We start from the raw sequence: 13,508 nt of genomic DNA on the forward strand, positions 1-13,508 counted from the left end.
TTATCGGCCAAACACGGGCCTGTCAGGCCTCGTCTTTATAAGCACGGCCATGGAAGCTGTCGATAAGCAGCTGTTTCAGCTCGCTAATCAGTGGGTAGCGTGGGTTAGCACCTGTGCACTGATCGTCAAAGGCATCTTCTGCCAGTTCATCGAGTTTGGCCATAAAGTCGGCCTCATTTACCCCGGCATCCTTGATAGATGCAGGAATACCAATGGCGGCTTTAAGCTCCTCCAGCTTGGCGATAAGCGCCTCGACCTTGGCTTCGTCATTCTTGCCGGCAAGGCCTAAGTGGCTTGCGATGGCGGCATAACGGCACAGGGCCTTGGGTCTGTCGTACTGGCTGAACGCCGCCTGCTTGGTAGGCAGGTCAGTGGCATTGAAGCGGATGACGTTGCTGATAAGCAGCGCGTTGGCCAGACCATGGGGCAGGTGGAACTCGGCGCCCAGCTTGTGGGCCATGGAGTGGCAAATCCCCAGGAAGGCGTTGGCAAAGGCGATACCGGCAATGGTGGCGCCATTGTGCACTTTCTCCCGCGCCAGCGGAGCCTGAGCGCCCTTGGCGTAGCTGTCTGGCAGGTACTTGAAAAGCAAATCCAGCGCCTGCAGTGCCTGGCCGTCGCTGTATTCGTTGGCCATCACGCTGACATAGGCTTCCAGTGCGTGGGTAATGGCATCGATACCGCCAAAAGCGGTGAGCGACTTGGGCATATCCATCACCAGATTGGGGTCGACGATGGCCATGTTGGGGGTCAGCTCATAGTCGGCAATCGGGTATTTGGCGCCGGTTTGCTCGTCGGTCACCACCGCAAAGGGCGTGACTTCGGAGCCGGTGCCTGAGGTGGTGGGAATGGCCACCATCATCGCCTTGGCGCCGAGTTTGGGGAACTTGTAGATACGCTTACGGATATCCATAAAGCGCAGCGCCAGGTCGGCAAAGTCCACATCTGGATGCTCGTACATTACCCAAATGATTTTGGCCGCATCCATGGGGGAGCCGCCGCCCAGAGCGACTATCACATCGGGTTGGAAGCTGGTCGCCACTTTGGCACCGGCACGCACCACCGCCAGGGTTGGGTCGGCTTCCACTTCATAAAAGACTTCGGTTTCCAGCCCCTGAGACTTGAGAATACGGATGGTTTCGTCGCAGTAGCCGTTATTGAACAGGAACTTGTCGGTCACTATCAGGGCGCGCTTCTTGCCGCTCAGCTCTTCGAGGGCAATCGGCAGGCTGCCACGGCGGAAGTAGATGGACGATGGAAGCTTATGCCACAGCATGTTCTCGGCCCTCTTGGCGACGGTTTTCTTGTTGATAAGGTGGCTTGGGCCTACGTTTTCGGAAATGGAGTTGCCGCCCCAGGAGCCGCAGCCCAGGGTTAGTGAAGGCGCGAGCTTGAAGTTATACAAATCACCGATGCCGCCCTGAGAGGCTGGAGTGTTAATCAGAATACGGGCGGTCTTCATTCGGTAGCCGAAGGTTTTCACCCGCTCATCCTGGGTATCCTGATCGGTATAAAGACCGGAGGTGTGGCCAATGCCGCCAAGGGCAACCAGGGCTTCGGCTTTATCAAGGGCTTCTTCGAAGTTGGCGGCGCGGTACATGCCAAGCAGCGGTGAGAGTTTCTCGTGGGCGAAGGCCTCTTTCTCGTCTATGTTGCTGACTTCACCAATCAGTACCTTGGTGTGGGCAGGCACCTTGATATTGGCCATGGCGGCAATGGTGGCGGCGCTTTGACCCACGATGTCGGCATTAAGACCACCGTCTTTGAGGATAACTTTTTGCAGCGCAGCGTTTTCTTTTTTACTCAGCAGATAGCCGCCGTGGCTGGCAAAGCGCTCTTTCACGGCATCGTAAACCGCATCTACCACCACAACTGCCTGCTCGGAGGCGCACACCACACCGTTATCGAAGGTCTTGGACATTAAAATCGAACTGACGGCGCGTTTGATATCGGCGGTCTCGTCAATCACGATTGGGGTATTGCCTGCGCCAACGCCAATGGCTGGTTTACCGGAGGAGTAGGCGGCTTTCACCATGCCGGGGCCACCGGTGGCGAGAATTAGATTTATCTTCTCGTGGGTCATCAACTGATTGGAAAGCGCCACCGACGGCTGGTCAATCCAGCCGATAATGTCTTTCGGGGCACCTGCGGCTATGGCGGCATCCAGAACGATGCGGGCGGCAGTAGTAGTGGAAACCTTGGCCCTTGGGTGAGGTGAGAAGATGATGCCGTTACGGGTCTTTAAGCTTATCAGTGCTTTAAAGATAGCGGTGGAGGTTGGGTTGGTGGTGGGCACAATGCCGCAGATGATGCCAACGGGTTCGGCGATGGTAATGGTGCCGAAGGTGGCATCTTCGGCGAGAATGCCGCAGGTCTTTTCGTCTTTGTACTTGTTGTAAATGTACTCGGAGGCGAAATGGTTTTTGATGACCTTGTCTTCAATGACCCCCATGCGGGTTTCTTCTGCGGCCATCTTGGCAAGACGGATGCGCGCATCGGCAGCGGCGAGGGCGGCGGCGCGGAAAATGCTGTCCACTTGCTCCTGACTGTAAGAAGCAAATTGGGCCTGAGCCCTGGCGACGCGTTCAACCAGTGCGTTGAGTTCCTGGGTGTTGGTGACTGTCATAATGAAGTTCCCGTGAAAAAGAATGTTTAGCAAAATTGAATTTAGCTAAAGACTCTTGTCTGTGACTGAAAAATTACACCTATATAGGTATTGCGACCGTGATCTGTAACACAAAGCTGCGCGCATCTGAAATAAAACAACAGAAAGAGCTACACTTTGATGACAATTTGCACGAATGGCGATTACCGACTATTCATAAGGGATTTTTATCCGAACTTGTGACAAAACGCAGAAAATCTCATTTTTCGGCCTTACGGGGTTAATGTAGAGTAATCACCTGCATCGCTTCGGTTTTTACCATCAGTTTATGGGCTCTCAAGCCCCGGAGATCCTTAGGTGGACGTAACGGTTTATATAAAATTTTTTCTGGGATTGGTGGCAATCATCAACCCCATAGGTCTGTTGCCTGTGTTTGTGAGCCTCACAAGCCATCAGACCGAGGCCGAGCGTAACCACACGGGTAAGATAGCCAACCTGGCAGTGGTGATTATTCTGCTGGTGACCATAGTGGCCGGGCAGCACATCCTCAATATGTTTTCTATCTCGCTGTCGGCGTTTCGAATTGCCGGTGGCACCCTGATTGCTATCATCGCCCTGTCGATGCTGCAGGGTAAGCTTGGCGAAGTAAAACGTAACCAGGAAGAAGACAGAGAGTCCTCCGCCATGGAATCGGTTGCCGTAGTACCGCTGGCGCTGCCCTTGATGGCAGGCCCTGGTGCCATCAGTTCGGTTATCGTGTTTGCCGCTGAGCACAACACTCTCATTGATCTGGTGGGCATGTTTGTCACTGTACTGATTTTTGGTGCTCTGAGCTTCGGCCTGTTCCGCATGGCGTCGGTGATTTACCGGGTTTTGGGCAAGACGGGCATTAACGTTATCACCCGTTTGATGGGCCTCTTGATGCTCTCTATCGGTATCGAGGTGATGGCTGCAGGCTTTAAGGGGCTGTTCCCTAACTTGCTTGGTTAAACTTGGGCCCGATCACCAAAAGCCAATTCCAGCCAGTCTGATAAAAAAGCCCCACACTCAATGCGGGGCTTTTTGTTTTGGGTAGCTGGCAGTGGCCTTCTTAAAAATCCTGACCCAGATCGTTCAGGCCGCCGAGGCGGGGGCTGAACAGCTGATGGTGCATCCGAATGGCGAATTCGTCGGTCATGCCGGAGATATAGTCGGCAATCACCCGCATGGCATTGTCGCCTTTGTCGGCAGCATCGCGCCAGCGCCCCTGGGTATTGAGGGGCAGCAGCCGCTCGGGATCGGATGCAAAGGCTTCAAACAGTTGCATCACCATTTGCTGGCCCTTGTATTCAAGCATTTGAACTTCCGGCTTTCTCACCACATGGCGCCACACAAACCGCTTGAGCGCATTGAGTGCCAGGGCAAACTCATCCTCGAGCACCGCATTGTGGCGCAGCAGCGGCTCATCAAACCTGTCGTCCTCTACCATGGCGATGGCGGTAACAAAACCGTTCACCAAGGTACCTATGGCATCTTTGCGTAGGTGATGCTCGGCGGCAAAAAGGTGCTTATCTATGGTGGCTATTTCGCTCTTTATCCAGCTGTCGCCGCTCTCCCTGAGTAAGGGCGCGACCCCATCAAGCCATTGTTCGCGGCTGACGATGCCCATGACTATCGCATCTTCAAGGTCATGCACCGCGTAGGCGATATCGTCAGCCAGCTCCATAATGGTCGCATCCAGCGACTTATACAGGGTTTTGCCGTGGCGACGGCCCTCGGCGGCGGCAAACGCCGTGAAGGTGTGTTTATCGTTTGCCGAGAGCGGCGCCAGTACCCAATCGAATACGTCGGCGTCTTCGCCAAACACGGCTTTTACCGGCGGCCAGTCGGCGGGGCGCAGCTGGCGATAATGGGCCACTTCCACATCGGGAGCCGTGGTTTTAAGGGCAGATGCGAGTTGCGGGTATTTCAATATGCCAAGCAGGGTACGCCGGCACAGGTTCATGCCAAAGCCCGGCGTGTAGGGCTCAAGCTTGGTGAGAATACGGAAGGTCTGGCCGTTTCCTTCAAAGCCGCCATGGCCGCGCATCATGTAATTGAGCGCGACTTCGCCGCCGTGGCCAAACGGCGGATGGCCGATATCGTGGGCCAGACACAGGGATTCAATCAGGCTCATGGAGTCGATAAGTGACTCTTTATCCGGATGTTTGCGCTTAAGCTGCGCGGCGATGCCGGTGCCGATTTGTGACACTTCCAATGAATGGGTAAGGCGGGTTCGATAAAAGTCGTTCATACCAACCCCAAGCACCTGGGTTTTGGCCTGCAAGCGCCTGAAGGCGGCGCTGTGCAGCACCCGGGCGCGGTCGCGCTGGAACGGGCTTCTGTGGTCGTTACGTCTGTGTTTGTCTTCGCCGTGGCGGCGTTCATGCCATGGATTTTGCATTCTGGCTCCTCAGAGCATGCGGTTTATCTGATCCAAATCCAGCTTGAAGCTGGGCACATAACAGTCGATAAAATACTTCACCGCCGGATGGGGATTGGCATCCAGCATGGCTTCGAGGCGGGTGCGGGCGGTATTGAACTCGCGGTTGCCGGCTTTAAGCTCCTCCAGGCACTTAAGATAGGCGCACAGGGTGTCGGCGGATTTCACCAGATGCTTTATTTCTTCATCGGCTTCGTCTGCAACAAGCAAGGGGCGATAGTCCTCTTTAAACTCCTCCGGCACCATCTCGAGCAGTCTTTCTTCGGCGATGGCTTCAATTTTTTTGTATTCAAACTCGATATCTTTATTGAAGTACTTTACCGGGGTTGGCAGATCGCCAGTCAGCACTTCGGAGGCATCGTGGAAAATGGCCAGAGTTGCAGCTTTGTAGGCATCGACCTCGATACCGAACTGACGTTTGGCAATCACAGCAAGACCGTGGGCAACCATGGCTACCTGCAATGAATGCTCCTGCACATTCTCGGAGCGAACGTTGAACATAAGCGGCCAGCGTTGAATTAATTTGAGGCGAGCGAGATGGGCGAAAAGATGACTCATGATGCTGCGATTCCCTGAATGCGTGGGGCCTTGCCACTGGATAAGTGAGCTTGGGCCTTATTGGGGCGGATAGTTCAACTTTACAGCAACTTAGCCAAAAAGGGCAGTCGACTTTTCGATTCCGATGTGAGCGTTGGCTGGCGGGAATGACAGCCATTAAAAAGCACCGCAGGTGCGGTGCTTGGGATTTATATGATTGCAGTGGCTGACTGGCAGCGTACCGGCGACAGCTATTGATAAATCACTGTCGATAGTTTTCCAAAAATTCGCCAAAAGCCATCAGGGCCTTTTCCAAATCTTCCTTGTGGGGCAGGAACACCACCCGCAGGTGATCCGGCTCCGGCCAATTAAAGGCACTGCCCTGAACCAGCAGAATTTTCTTTTCCTTCAATAAGTCGAGCACCAGGCGCTCATCGTCACGCAGGTTAAAGCGTTTGGCATCGAGCTTGGGGAAAGCATACAGGGCGCCTTTGGGCTTTTTACAGCTGACGCCGGGAATGCTGTTCAGATATTCAAAGCAGGTATCACGCTGCACACTTAAGCGGCCGTTTGGCAGGATCAGCTCGTTAATGCTCTGGTAGCCGCCCAGGGCGGTTTGCACCGCGTGCTGATTGGGTACGTTGGCACAAAGGCGCATGGAGGCCAGCATATCCAGGCCTTCAATGTAGCTTTTAGCGGCTTTAAGGTTGCCGGAGAGCATCATCCAGCCGACCCTGAAGCCCGCAGCGCGGTAGGCCTTGGACAGGCCATTGAAGGTCACTGTAAGAATGTCGTCCGACAGACTTGCCATCGGAATGTGTTTGGCATCGTCGTAGAGGATTTTGTCGTAAATCTCATCGGCAAACAGGATGAGTGAATGTTGGCGACAAAGCTCAACCACATCCAGCAACAACTCTTTGGAGTAGACGGCGCCGGTGGGATTATTGGGGTTTATCAGCACGATGGCGCGGGTGCGCGGGCTGATTTTGGCTTTGATGTCGTTAAGATCCGGAAACCAGTCGGAATCTTCATCACAGCGATAATGTACCGCCTTGCCACCGGCGAGATTGGCGGCCGCAGTCCACAGTGGATAGTCGGGTGAGGGGATAAGCACTTCATCATCGCTGTTAAGCAGCCCCTGCAGCGCCATCACGATAAGCTCGGACACGCCATTGCCGATGTAGATATCCTCAATATCGACCCCGAAAATGCCCTGGGACTGATAATGCTGCACTATGGCTTTGCGGGCCGAAAACAGGCCTTTGGATTCACAATAGCCCTGGGCACTGGGTAAGTTCAGAATCACATCACGGACAATTTCTTCCGGCGCTTCAAAGCCGAATGGGGCCGGGTTACCAATGTTGAGTTTCAGGATCCTGTGGCCTTCGTCTTCGAGACGACGGGCCTCTTTATGTACCGGTCCGCGAATGTCATAGCAAACGGTATCTAATTTGTTGGACTTGATGATGGGATGCATCCGTTACCTCTGGATCCTGTCTGGTGCTGTGCCTGATATTGTCAATGTGGCCGCCGACATAAGTGTGCCGCGCGGTCAATCACAATACCCAAATTCCCAAAGTGCGAAAAGAGGATAATCTCAAAATTTATGAAAATATTTCAGTAAAATATCCTGATTGATTCGGTATTTAAGCTGTTAAAAAAGAGATATATGCTGTTTTGGTGGTGCTTTTAAGCGTGCATTACCAAAACCAGGCGTTGTTTAAGGTTTCTTAGCCAGGTTTTCATCGGCTTTTGGTATGAGGTCTTTGTCGTGATGTGCTTTCCCAGTGGACTGTGCGGCGACCAAGCGGCTGAATTTAACCGCCGCGGCGAAAGCGGCGCTTTGGACGCATGGATATTCGCATAAGCAAGGTGAAATTCATTTCTTTTGCTTATATCTAACTTATTTAAATTAAAGGAATATTTATAGGTTTCATTCGAGTTTTTAAAAAAATGTTCACTTGAATGGAATTTCTGGTTGACTGGTCGGACGATGCACATTATTTTTCTGCCCGATGTTTTTACCCAGGCACGAACAAAAGCGGCAGCAGTAACCTGACCGACTGGCGGTATGCCCATAATAAAGCAGCGAATTCGGTGCCCGGGAGTGAATAAGGTCCTCTGGGCGCCGGCACCCAAAAACTTTTGCCCCTGTTGGGCCCTGATAGAGGACCTGTTTGCATGTCTGAACCGACAGCGATAAGTCTGATCCCACCCATGGTGGTGCTGGCGCTGGCCATTTGGCTGCGTCGTCCAATTCTTGCTCTGATCATCGGCGCCATTGCCGGTTTGCTCTTGCTGGATCCTTCTTCTGTGCTCGGCAACTTTGCCGATGCCTCCTTGAAGGTGATGCAGGATGAAACCATTGGCTGGCTTATTCTGGTGTGTGGCAGCTTCGGTGCCTTGATTGCACTGCTGGTGCGTACCGGCGGCGCGCTGGCCTTCGGCCGAAAAGCCATTTTGCTGGCCAAAGGCCGTAAATCATCGCTGTTTATGACCTTTGTGTTGGGTCTGGTGATCTTTATCGACGATTACCTCAATGCGCTGACCGTGGGTGAAACCATGAAGCGCGTAACCGACAAATTTAAAGTGTCCCGCGAAATGCTGGCCTATGTGGTGGACTCCACCGCTGCGCCCGTGTGTGTGTTGGTGCCGCTGTCAACCTGGGCCGTGTTTTTCGGTGGCCTCTTGGTAGATAACGGTGTTGCCGCCGAAGGCGAGGCCATCAGCGTGTACATGTCGGCTATCCCTTACATGCTGTACGCCTGGCTTGCGGTCATCATGGTGCTTTTGGTTGTGATTGGCGTCGTGCCTGCCATCGGCCCGATGAAAAAAGCGGAACTTGCTGCTGCCAAGGGCGAGCCTGCCAAAGAGCAGGTTGACTGGGAAGAAGTGCAAACCTCTGACGAGTACGCCGTAAAAGCCATTGAAGACGAGTTCGAGCATGCCGACAAGCAAGGTAAGCTGCACAACTTTTTGGTGCCGCTGGGTCTGCTGGTTGCCTTCACCGTGTATTTCGATATCGACGTCTGGAAAGGCCTGCTGGCGACTTTGGTGGTCACTCTGCCTTACTACGCGGTACAAAAGCTGATGCCACTGTCTGAGATGATGGATCAGATGATTGACGGCTTTAAGAGCATGTTGCCAGCCATTGGCACTGTAATCGCCGCCTTTATCTTTAAGGATGTGTGCGATCAGCTGCTGCTGCCTCAGTATGTCATCGATACCCTGAGTCCTTACATGACCGCCAAGATGCTGCCTGCGGTGGTGTTTCTGGCGATGGCAGTGCTGGCCTTTGCTACCGGCTCCAGCTGGGGGATTTTTGCGGTAACCATCCCTATCGTGATGCCACTTGCCAATGCTGTGGGCGCCGATACTGCGCTGGTGATTGGTGCGCTGCTGTCAGCATCTTCCTTCGGCAGCCAGGCGTGTTTCTACTCAGATTCGACCGTACTGGCCGCCCAGGGCTCTGGCTGTAATCTGGTGAGCCACGCAGTGACTCAGCTGCCCTATGCGCTGATTGCCGCAGCCTTCGCTTTTGTGGGCTTTATCCTGCTCGCTTAAGGCGTATCGCGCAACTCACATTAAACACCCGGCTTGCCGGGTGTTTTTTTATGTCTGATATTTGGCGAACATCAATGGCTGGATAGCGGTATGGCCTATACGGCGGTACTGATTGGTCTGGGGCGCAAAGACGGGACGAGCTTAAGAGGCTTGATAGTCACTTAGGTGCGCGCTTAAAAGGCCACGCAGCCGCTTGTTATAGATACTGATGCTTCACGAATAGGCCAGAGGTCAAAGAGAGAGCTTAATCGCTGTTGCAGGCTCGCACGGCGCTTTGAATTGCTTTGGTTTCGGGCAACAAAAAAGCCAGCACTGGGCTGGCTTTTGCTTCAAAGAAGGGTAATTAGTTTACGCGCTTCTTGAATTCACCGGTACGGGTGTCGATTTCAATCTTGTCGCCTTCTTTAACGAATTCGGCAACCATGATTTCCAGATCGCTACCAACGATTTTGGCAGGTTTCATCACTTTACCAGAGGTGTCGCCACGGGCGGCTGGCTCGGTGTAACCCACTTCGCGAACGATGGTGGTTGGCAGTTCAACAGAGATGGCTTTGCCTTCGTAGAAGGTTACCTGGCATTCTTCGGTCATGCCGTCAACGATGTACTTGGCAGCGTCGCCCATGTTATCGGCTTCTACGTCGTACTGGTTGTACTCGGCGTCCATGAATACGTACATAGGATCGGCGAAGTAAGAGTAGGTGCAGTCCAGACGCTCGAGAACGATTACGTCCATCTTGTCTTCACCCTTGAAGGTGGTCTCGGTAGAAGAGTCGATCAGTACGTGCTTGAGCTTCATTTTCACGATAGCAGCGTTACGGCCTGAACGAGTGGTTTCAGTCTTCTGAACAACCCATGGGTTGTCGTTAAACATGATCACGTTACCTGGACGGATTTCATGAGCAGTTTTCATTACTAAATTTCCTATATCTTGGGCGTTTTACTTTAAGGCGGTATCTTAACTATTTTTTGACGAATTGCACTAGCCGCGAAGCCAGATCAGTCGTCTTTAGTGCATCGATTGGCCATTGTTTGGCATGGGCCAACAGCGGCAAAGCGAAAGATTCGATAGTTTGCCAGTGCTGTTGCACTGCGCTCGCCTGTTGCTGGTTGAACGCAAGGTTCAGATTTTTCCAGCAATCTGCAATCTCAGAGTCGAGATTATCGCAGTAAAGGCGCATAAAAGCTTCTAATTTTACCAGGTGATAATCTTCTTCCTGTTGATAAATGTGCCAAATAAAGGGTTTGGCTGCCCATTGGGCCCGCAGGAAGGAGTCTTCGCCCCGAACGATATTGAAATCACAGCTCCACAGCAGCCGATCGTAACCTTGCTGATCTGTCATTGGCAGCACGTGAATACAAAGGCTTCGGTCACGGATTTGCATCCCGGCAGTCAGCTCGGCCACAGGGCAAGGCAGTAGTGTGCTAAGGCTGTTGAAGCTGCGCCCCTTTGGAATAAGCATATGTACTGGCTTATCGCTTTTAGCGAGCAGTTCACAAAGGGCGGGCAGGGCGTCGGTTTCATAACTAAAAACGCTGATAACCCTGTCGTCGGCGTTTATGCCGGTGAGGCCCAATTTTTTAAACAGTGCCAGCTTATTAGCGGAATCAGCCTGCCAGGCATCGCGCTCTGCAAACAGGTCTTTTTCGCAAATCAGGCCGCCGCTTTTCTCGGTAAACCCCGGCATAAAGAAGTATTTGTTAATGCCGCCTGGCTGAAACGATGGCAGGCCGTGGCAACCATCAACCCAATCTTCAGCGCTTAGATACTCAAGATTGAGCCACACAGGCGCTTTGGCTGCGCTGCTGACAGCGGTTTTGACCTCATCGGGCAGCTCGCAGGCAAAGGCTTCAATCAGCACGTCACCGGCAATAAAGGGAAGGCTAAGCGGCTGCTGCCACTGCTTGATGGTAACGCCATCGAACAGCTGGCTTGGGATGCTTGGGTCAAGCCCCGGCAGAATATGGGCAAAACTGTTTACATCATCCACCCACAGATTGACGGCAATGCCGTATTCACGGGCAAGCTGCTTGGATAAACGCCAGGTGACACCTATATCGCCATAGTTGTCGATGACGGCGCAAAAGATGTCCCAGTGGCTTGGACGGGTTGCTTGAGTGTCGTTATTCATCAAGGCGCTGCGTACGGGCTTAAGGGGTGAAAATCACCGATAAAAAAGCGGCGCCAAAGCGCCGCTGATATTGTGGGAGTCTGGAATTAGTCTTCCAGCTCGGCCAGGCACATCTCTTCGTATACCTGCTTAACCCATTTTTCGACGCGCTCTTCGGTAAGCTCTGGCTGACGGTCTTCGTCGATGCCCAGACCCACAAAGTGGTCGTCATCTACCAGCGCCTTGGAGGCTTCGAAGTTGTAACCGGCAGTTGGCCAGTGACCAACGATGATGCCACCACGGGCTTCAACGATGTCGCGTACCATGCCCATGGCATCGAGGAAGTACTCGGCGTAATCTTCCTGATCGCCGCAGCCGAAAATGGCTACCAGTTTGTCGGTGAAATCGATTTGCTCGAGTTCAGGGAAGAAGTCATCCCAGTCACACTGAGCTTCACCGTAGTACCAGGTTGGGATCCCGAACAGCAGCAGATCGAAATCAGCGATCTGCTCCTTGGTGCTCTTGGCGATGTCTTTGACATCTACCATGTGCTTGCCCAATTTTTTCTGGATCATCTTGGCGACAGCTTCGGTGTTGCCTGTGTCACTGCCGAAAAAAAGACCTACAGTAGCCATTGTCTTTCCTTTAAATATCAGTTGCGATTGCGCGTCATCTGCGACTTTTGACTCAATCGTCAAAAACCTGCTTAAGAATGCATTCGATTAATTGGCTGCGGCTGATGTTACTGGCCAGCGCCTTTTCGTTCAAGGCGTCATACAAATCTTGTGACACCTTTAACTCTATTCGTTTCAGGCCCTTTGCCTTGTCCCGTTGGATCTGGTTCCGTTTGTTAATCCTCAGCTGCGCCTCACGGGGCAGAGGATTGCTTCTTGGACGTCCACGGCGCTTCTCATCGGCAAAGAGATCGATTGTTGTTCTGTCTGCTGCTTCTTTTGCCATTGTCGAGTTAACCTATACCGGCACCTTCCCATGTCATCTGGATGATACCTTTGGCGATAAAACCGGCGCAGCCCAAAAACAGCACCAACCAAACAATATAACGGCCGAATTTAGGCACGTTTCCCTGTTTGAGCACATCATGGATAGCCATACCGATGAAAAAGAATATGGCAGCAAAAAACAGATTCAGACCCAAGGTTTCAATCTGCTGCATATGCTGAGCTAACATCGAGGCTTACTCCGTTCGTGTCCTGGTGTGGGCGAAAAACCCGGTCTTGAAAAGGAGGCGCGAATATATCACATCATATTAGCGCCTGCTATAGCCTTTACCCAAGCGCCTCAGGGCTTTGGCTGTCCAGAAAGTTTTTCACCAGGCGGTTAAAGATGGCGGGCTTTTGCGCATGCAGCCAATGCCCGGCGCCGCCAATGGATTTAAGCTGCACCTTAGGAAATTGCGACAGTATCGCATCCCTGTGGTCGGCGCTGACGTAATCTGAGTCTTCGCCGCGGATAAACAGGGTTGCGCCATCAAAGTGTTTATCTTCAAAAGGCCAGCCAATAATCGCATCGTAAGCGCTGATAAGGCCGCTCAGATTCATCCGCCAATAAAACCCCTCATCGGCGCGGCGCAGGCTTTTTAACAGAAACTGCGCCGTGCCTTCATCCACCCCTTTGCCAAGCACATGGGAAAGGGCAGCTTTGCGATCGACACTGCCATCCAACGGCAGCGAGGTGAGGGCATCGAACACCTTTTGATGACGGGGCTGATAGGCCACCGGTGCAATATCGGCGGCCACGACAGACCGGACCCGCTCTGGGTGGCCAAGGGCGGTGGCGAGCACAATTTTACCGCCCATGGAGTGACCCACCAGATGGGCTTTCTCAATCCCAAGTTCATCCATCAGTGTAATCACCGCCTGGCTCAGGGAAGGGTAATCCATGTGATCCCAATGGGGGCTTTGGCCGTGATTGGGCACATCGATTCGGGTGACCCGGTAGTGCTCTTCCAGCGCCTGACCAAGGCCCTTAAGGTTGTCCAGATCGCCAAACAGCCCATGGATGAGGATGACATCTTCCCCTTGCCCCTGGGTGCTGTAATTAATTGTCTGCGGCTGTGATGCCTGTAACTGGTGCTCTGTGGCTTGCATATCCTGCGCCTGTTACCTGTTGCGGCTGAATTAAAGGAGGGCAATTTTGCCTTTTGGGGCGGATAGGTTCAAGGCGCGCTGGAATTTTCGCCCTGTTTGCGGCCTGATGCTGGCCTGCGCGGCTA

The 13,508-nt window shown here is 53.0% G+C and carries 12 protein-coding genes; 2 read left to right on the plus strand and 10 right to left on the minus strand.

All coding sequences use genetic code 11. The annotated features are described in order from the left end of the window. Positions 1–22 precede the first annotated feature (22 nt). Positions 23–2,626: a bifunctional acetaldehyde-CoA/alcohol dehydrogenase gene (gene adhE / locus STH12_RS06815; protein ID WP_126166856.1), complete on the minus strand. Its 2,604-nt coding sequence runs from the start codon at positions 2,624–2,626 to the stop codon at positions 23–25. 336 nt (positions 2,627–2,962) lie between these two features. On the opposite strand from adhE, the gene STH12_RS06820 reads away from it, so the two are divergent. Further along, a complete protein-coding gene (locus tag STH12_RS06820; RefSeq protein WP_126166857.1) occupies positions 2,963–3,595 on the plus strand; it encodes a YchE family NAAT transporter in 633 nt (210 codons plus the stop codon). A gap of 100 nt (positions 3,596–3,695) precedes the next feature. On the opposite strand, the gene STH12_RS06825 is transcribed toward STH12_RS06820, so the two are convergent. From STH12_RS06825 to STH12_RS06835, 3 genes are all read right to left on the minus strand, one after another. Continuing rightward, on the minus strand, positions 3,696–5,027 hold the full coding sequence (locus tag STH12_RS06825) for an anti-phage deoxyguanosine triphosphatase (RefSeq protein ID WP_126166858.1): 1,332 nt from the start codon (positions 5,025–5,027) through the stop codon (positions 3,696–3,698). Positions 5,028–5,036: 9 nt separating this feature from the next. Next, complete coding sequence (gene yfbR, locus STH12_RS06830) at positions 5,037–5,624, minus strand: 5'-deoxynucleotidase (RefSeq protein ID WP_126166859.1); 588 nt, start codon at positions 5,622–5,624, stop codon at positions 5,037–5,039. 241 nt (positions 5,625–5,865) lie between these two features. Further along, positions 5,866–7,080 (minus strand): pyridoxal phosphate-dependent aminotransferase, encoded by a 1,215-nt coding sequence (locus tag STH12_RS06835; protein ID WP_126166860.1) that lies wholly within the window; start codon positions 7,078–7,080, stop codon positions 5,866–5,868. A gap of 704 nt (positions 7,081–7,784) precedes the next feature. Here STH12_RS06835 and STH12_RS06840 point away from each other — a divergent pair. Beyond that, positions 7,785–9,167 (plus strand): Na+/H+ antiporter NhaC family protein, encoded by a 1,383-nt coding sequence (locus STH12_RS06840; RefSeq protein ID WP_126166861.1) that lies wholly within the window; start codon positions 7,785–7,787, stop codon positions 9,165–9,167. Between the two features lie 343 nt (positions 9,168–9,510). On the opposite strand, the gene efp is transcribed toward STH12_RS06840, so the two are convergent. From efp to STH12_RS06870, 6 genes are all read right to left on the minus strand, one after another. Then, on the minus strand, positions 9,511–10,077 hold the full coding sequence (gene efp / locus STH12_RS06845; protein WP_126166862.1) for an elongation factor P: 567 nt from the start codon (positions 10,075–10,077) through the stop codon (positions 9,511–9,513). Between the two features lie 49 nt (positions 10,078–10,126). Next, positions 10,127–11,296, minus strand: a complete 1,170-nt coding sequence (gene earP, locus STH12_RS06850; RefSeq protein WP_126166863.1) for an elongation factor P maturation arginine rhamnosyltransferase EarP — start codon at positions 11,294–11,296, stop codon at positions 10,127–10,129. 86 nt (positions 11,297–11,382) lie between these two features. Next, the gene (gene fldA / locus STH12_RS06855) at positions 11,383–11,910 is read right to left on the minus strand and encodes a flavodoxin FldA (protein ID WP_126166864.1); all 528 of its coding nucleotides are present in this window, start codon (positions 11,908–11,910) and stop codon (positions 11,383–11,385) included. A 52-nt stretch (positions 11,911–11,962) separates the two neighbouring features. After that, positions 11,963–12,235, minus strand: a complete 273-nt coding sequence (gene ybfE / locus STH12_RS06860) for a LexA regulated protein (RefSeq protein WP_126166865.1) — start codon at positions 12,233–12,235, stop codon at positions 11,963–11,965. Between the two features lie 7 nt (positions 12,236–12,242). Then, positions 12,243–12,464, minus strand: coding sequence for a DUF2788 domain-containing protein (locus STH12_RS06865; RefSeq protein ID WP_126166866.1), 222 nt, complete (start codon positions 12,462–12,464; stop codon positions 12,243–12,245). 97 nt (positions 12,465–12,561) lie between these two features. Continuing rightward, the gene (locus STH12_RS06870) at positions 12,562–13,338 is read right to left on the minus strand and encodes an alpha/beta fold hydrolase (RefSeq protein WP_164551286.1); all 777 of its coding nucleotides are present in this window, start codon (positions 13,336–13,338) and stop codon (positions 12,562–12,564) included. Positions 13,339–13,508 lie beyond the last annotated feature (170 nt).

This window comes from Shewanella khirikhana (assembly GCF_003957745.1).
GTDB classification, from domain to species: domain Bacteria; phylum Pseudomonadota; class Gammaproteobacteria; order Enterobacterales; family Shewanellaceae; genus Shewanella; species Shewanella khirikhana.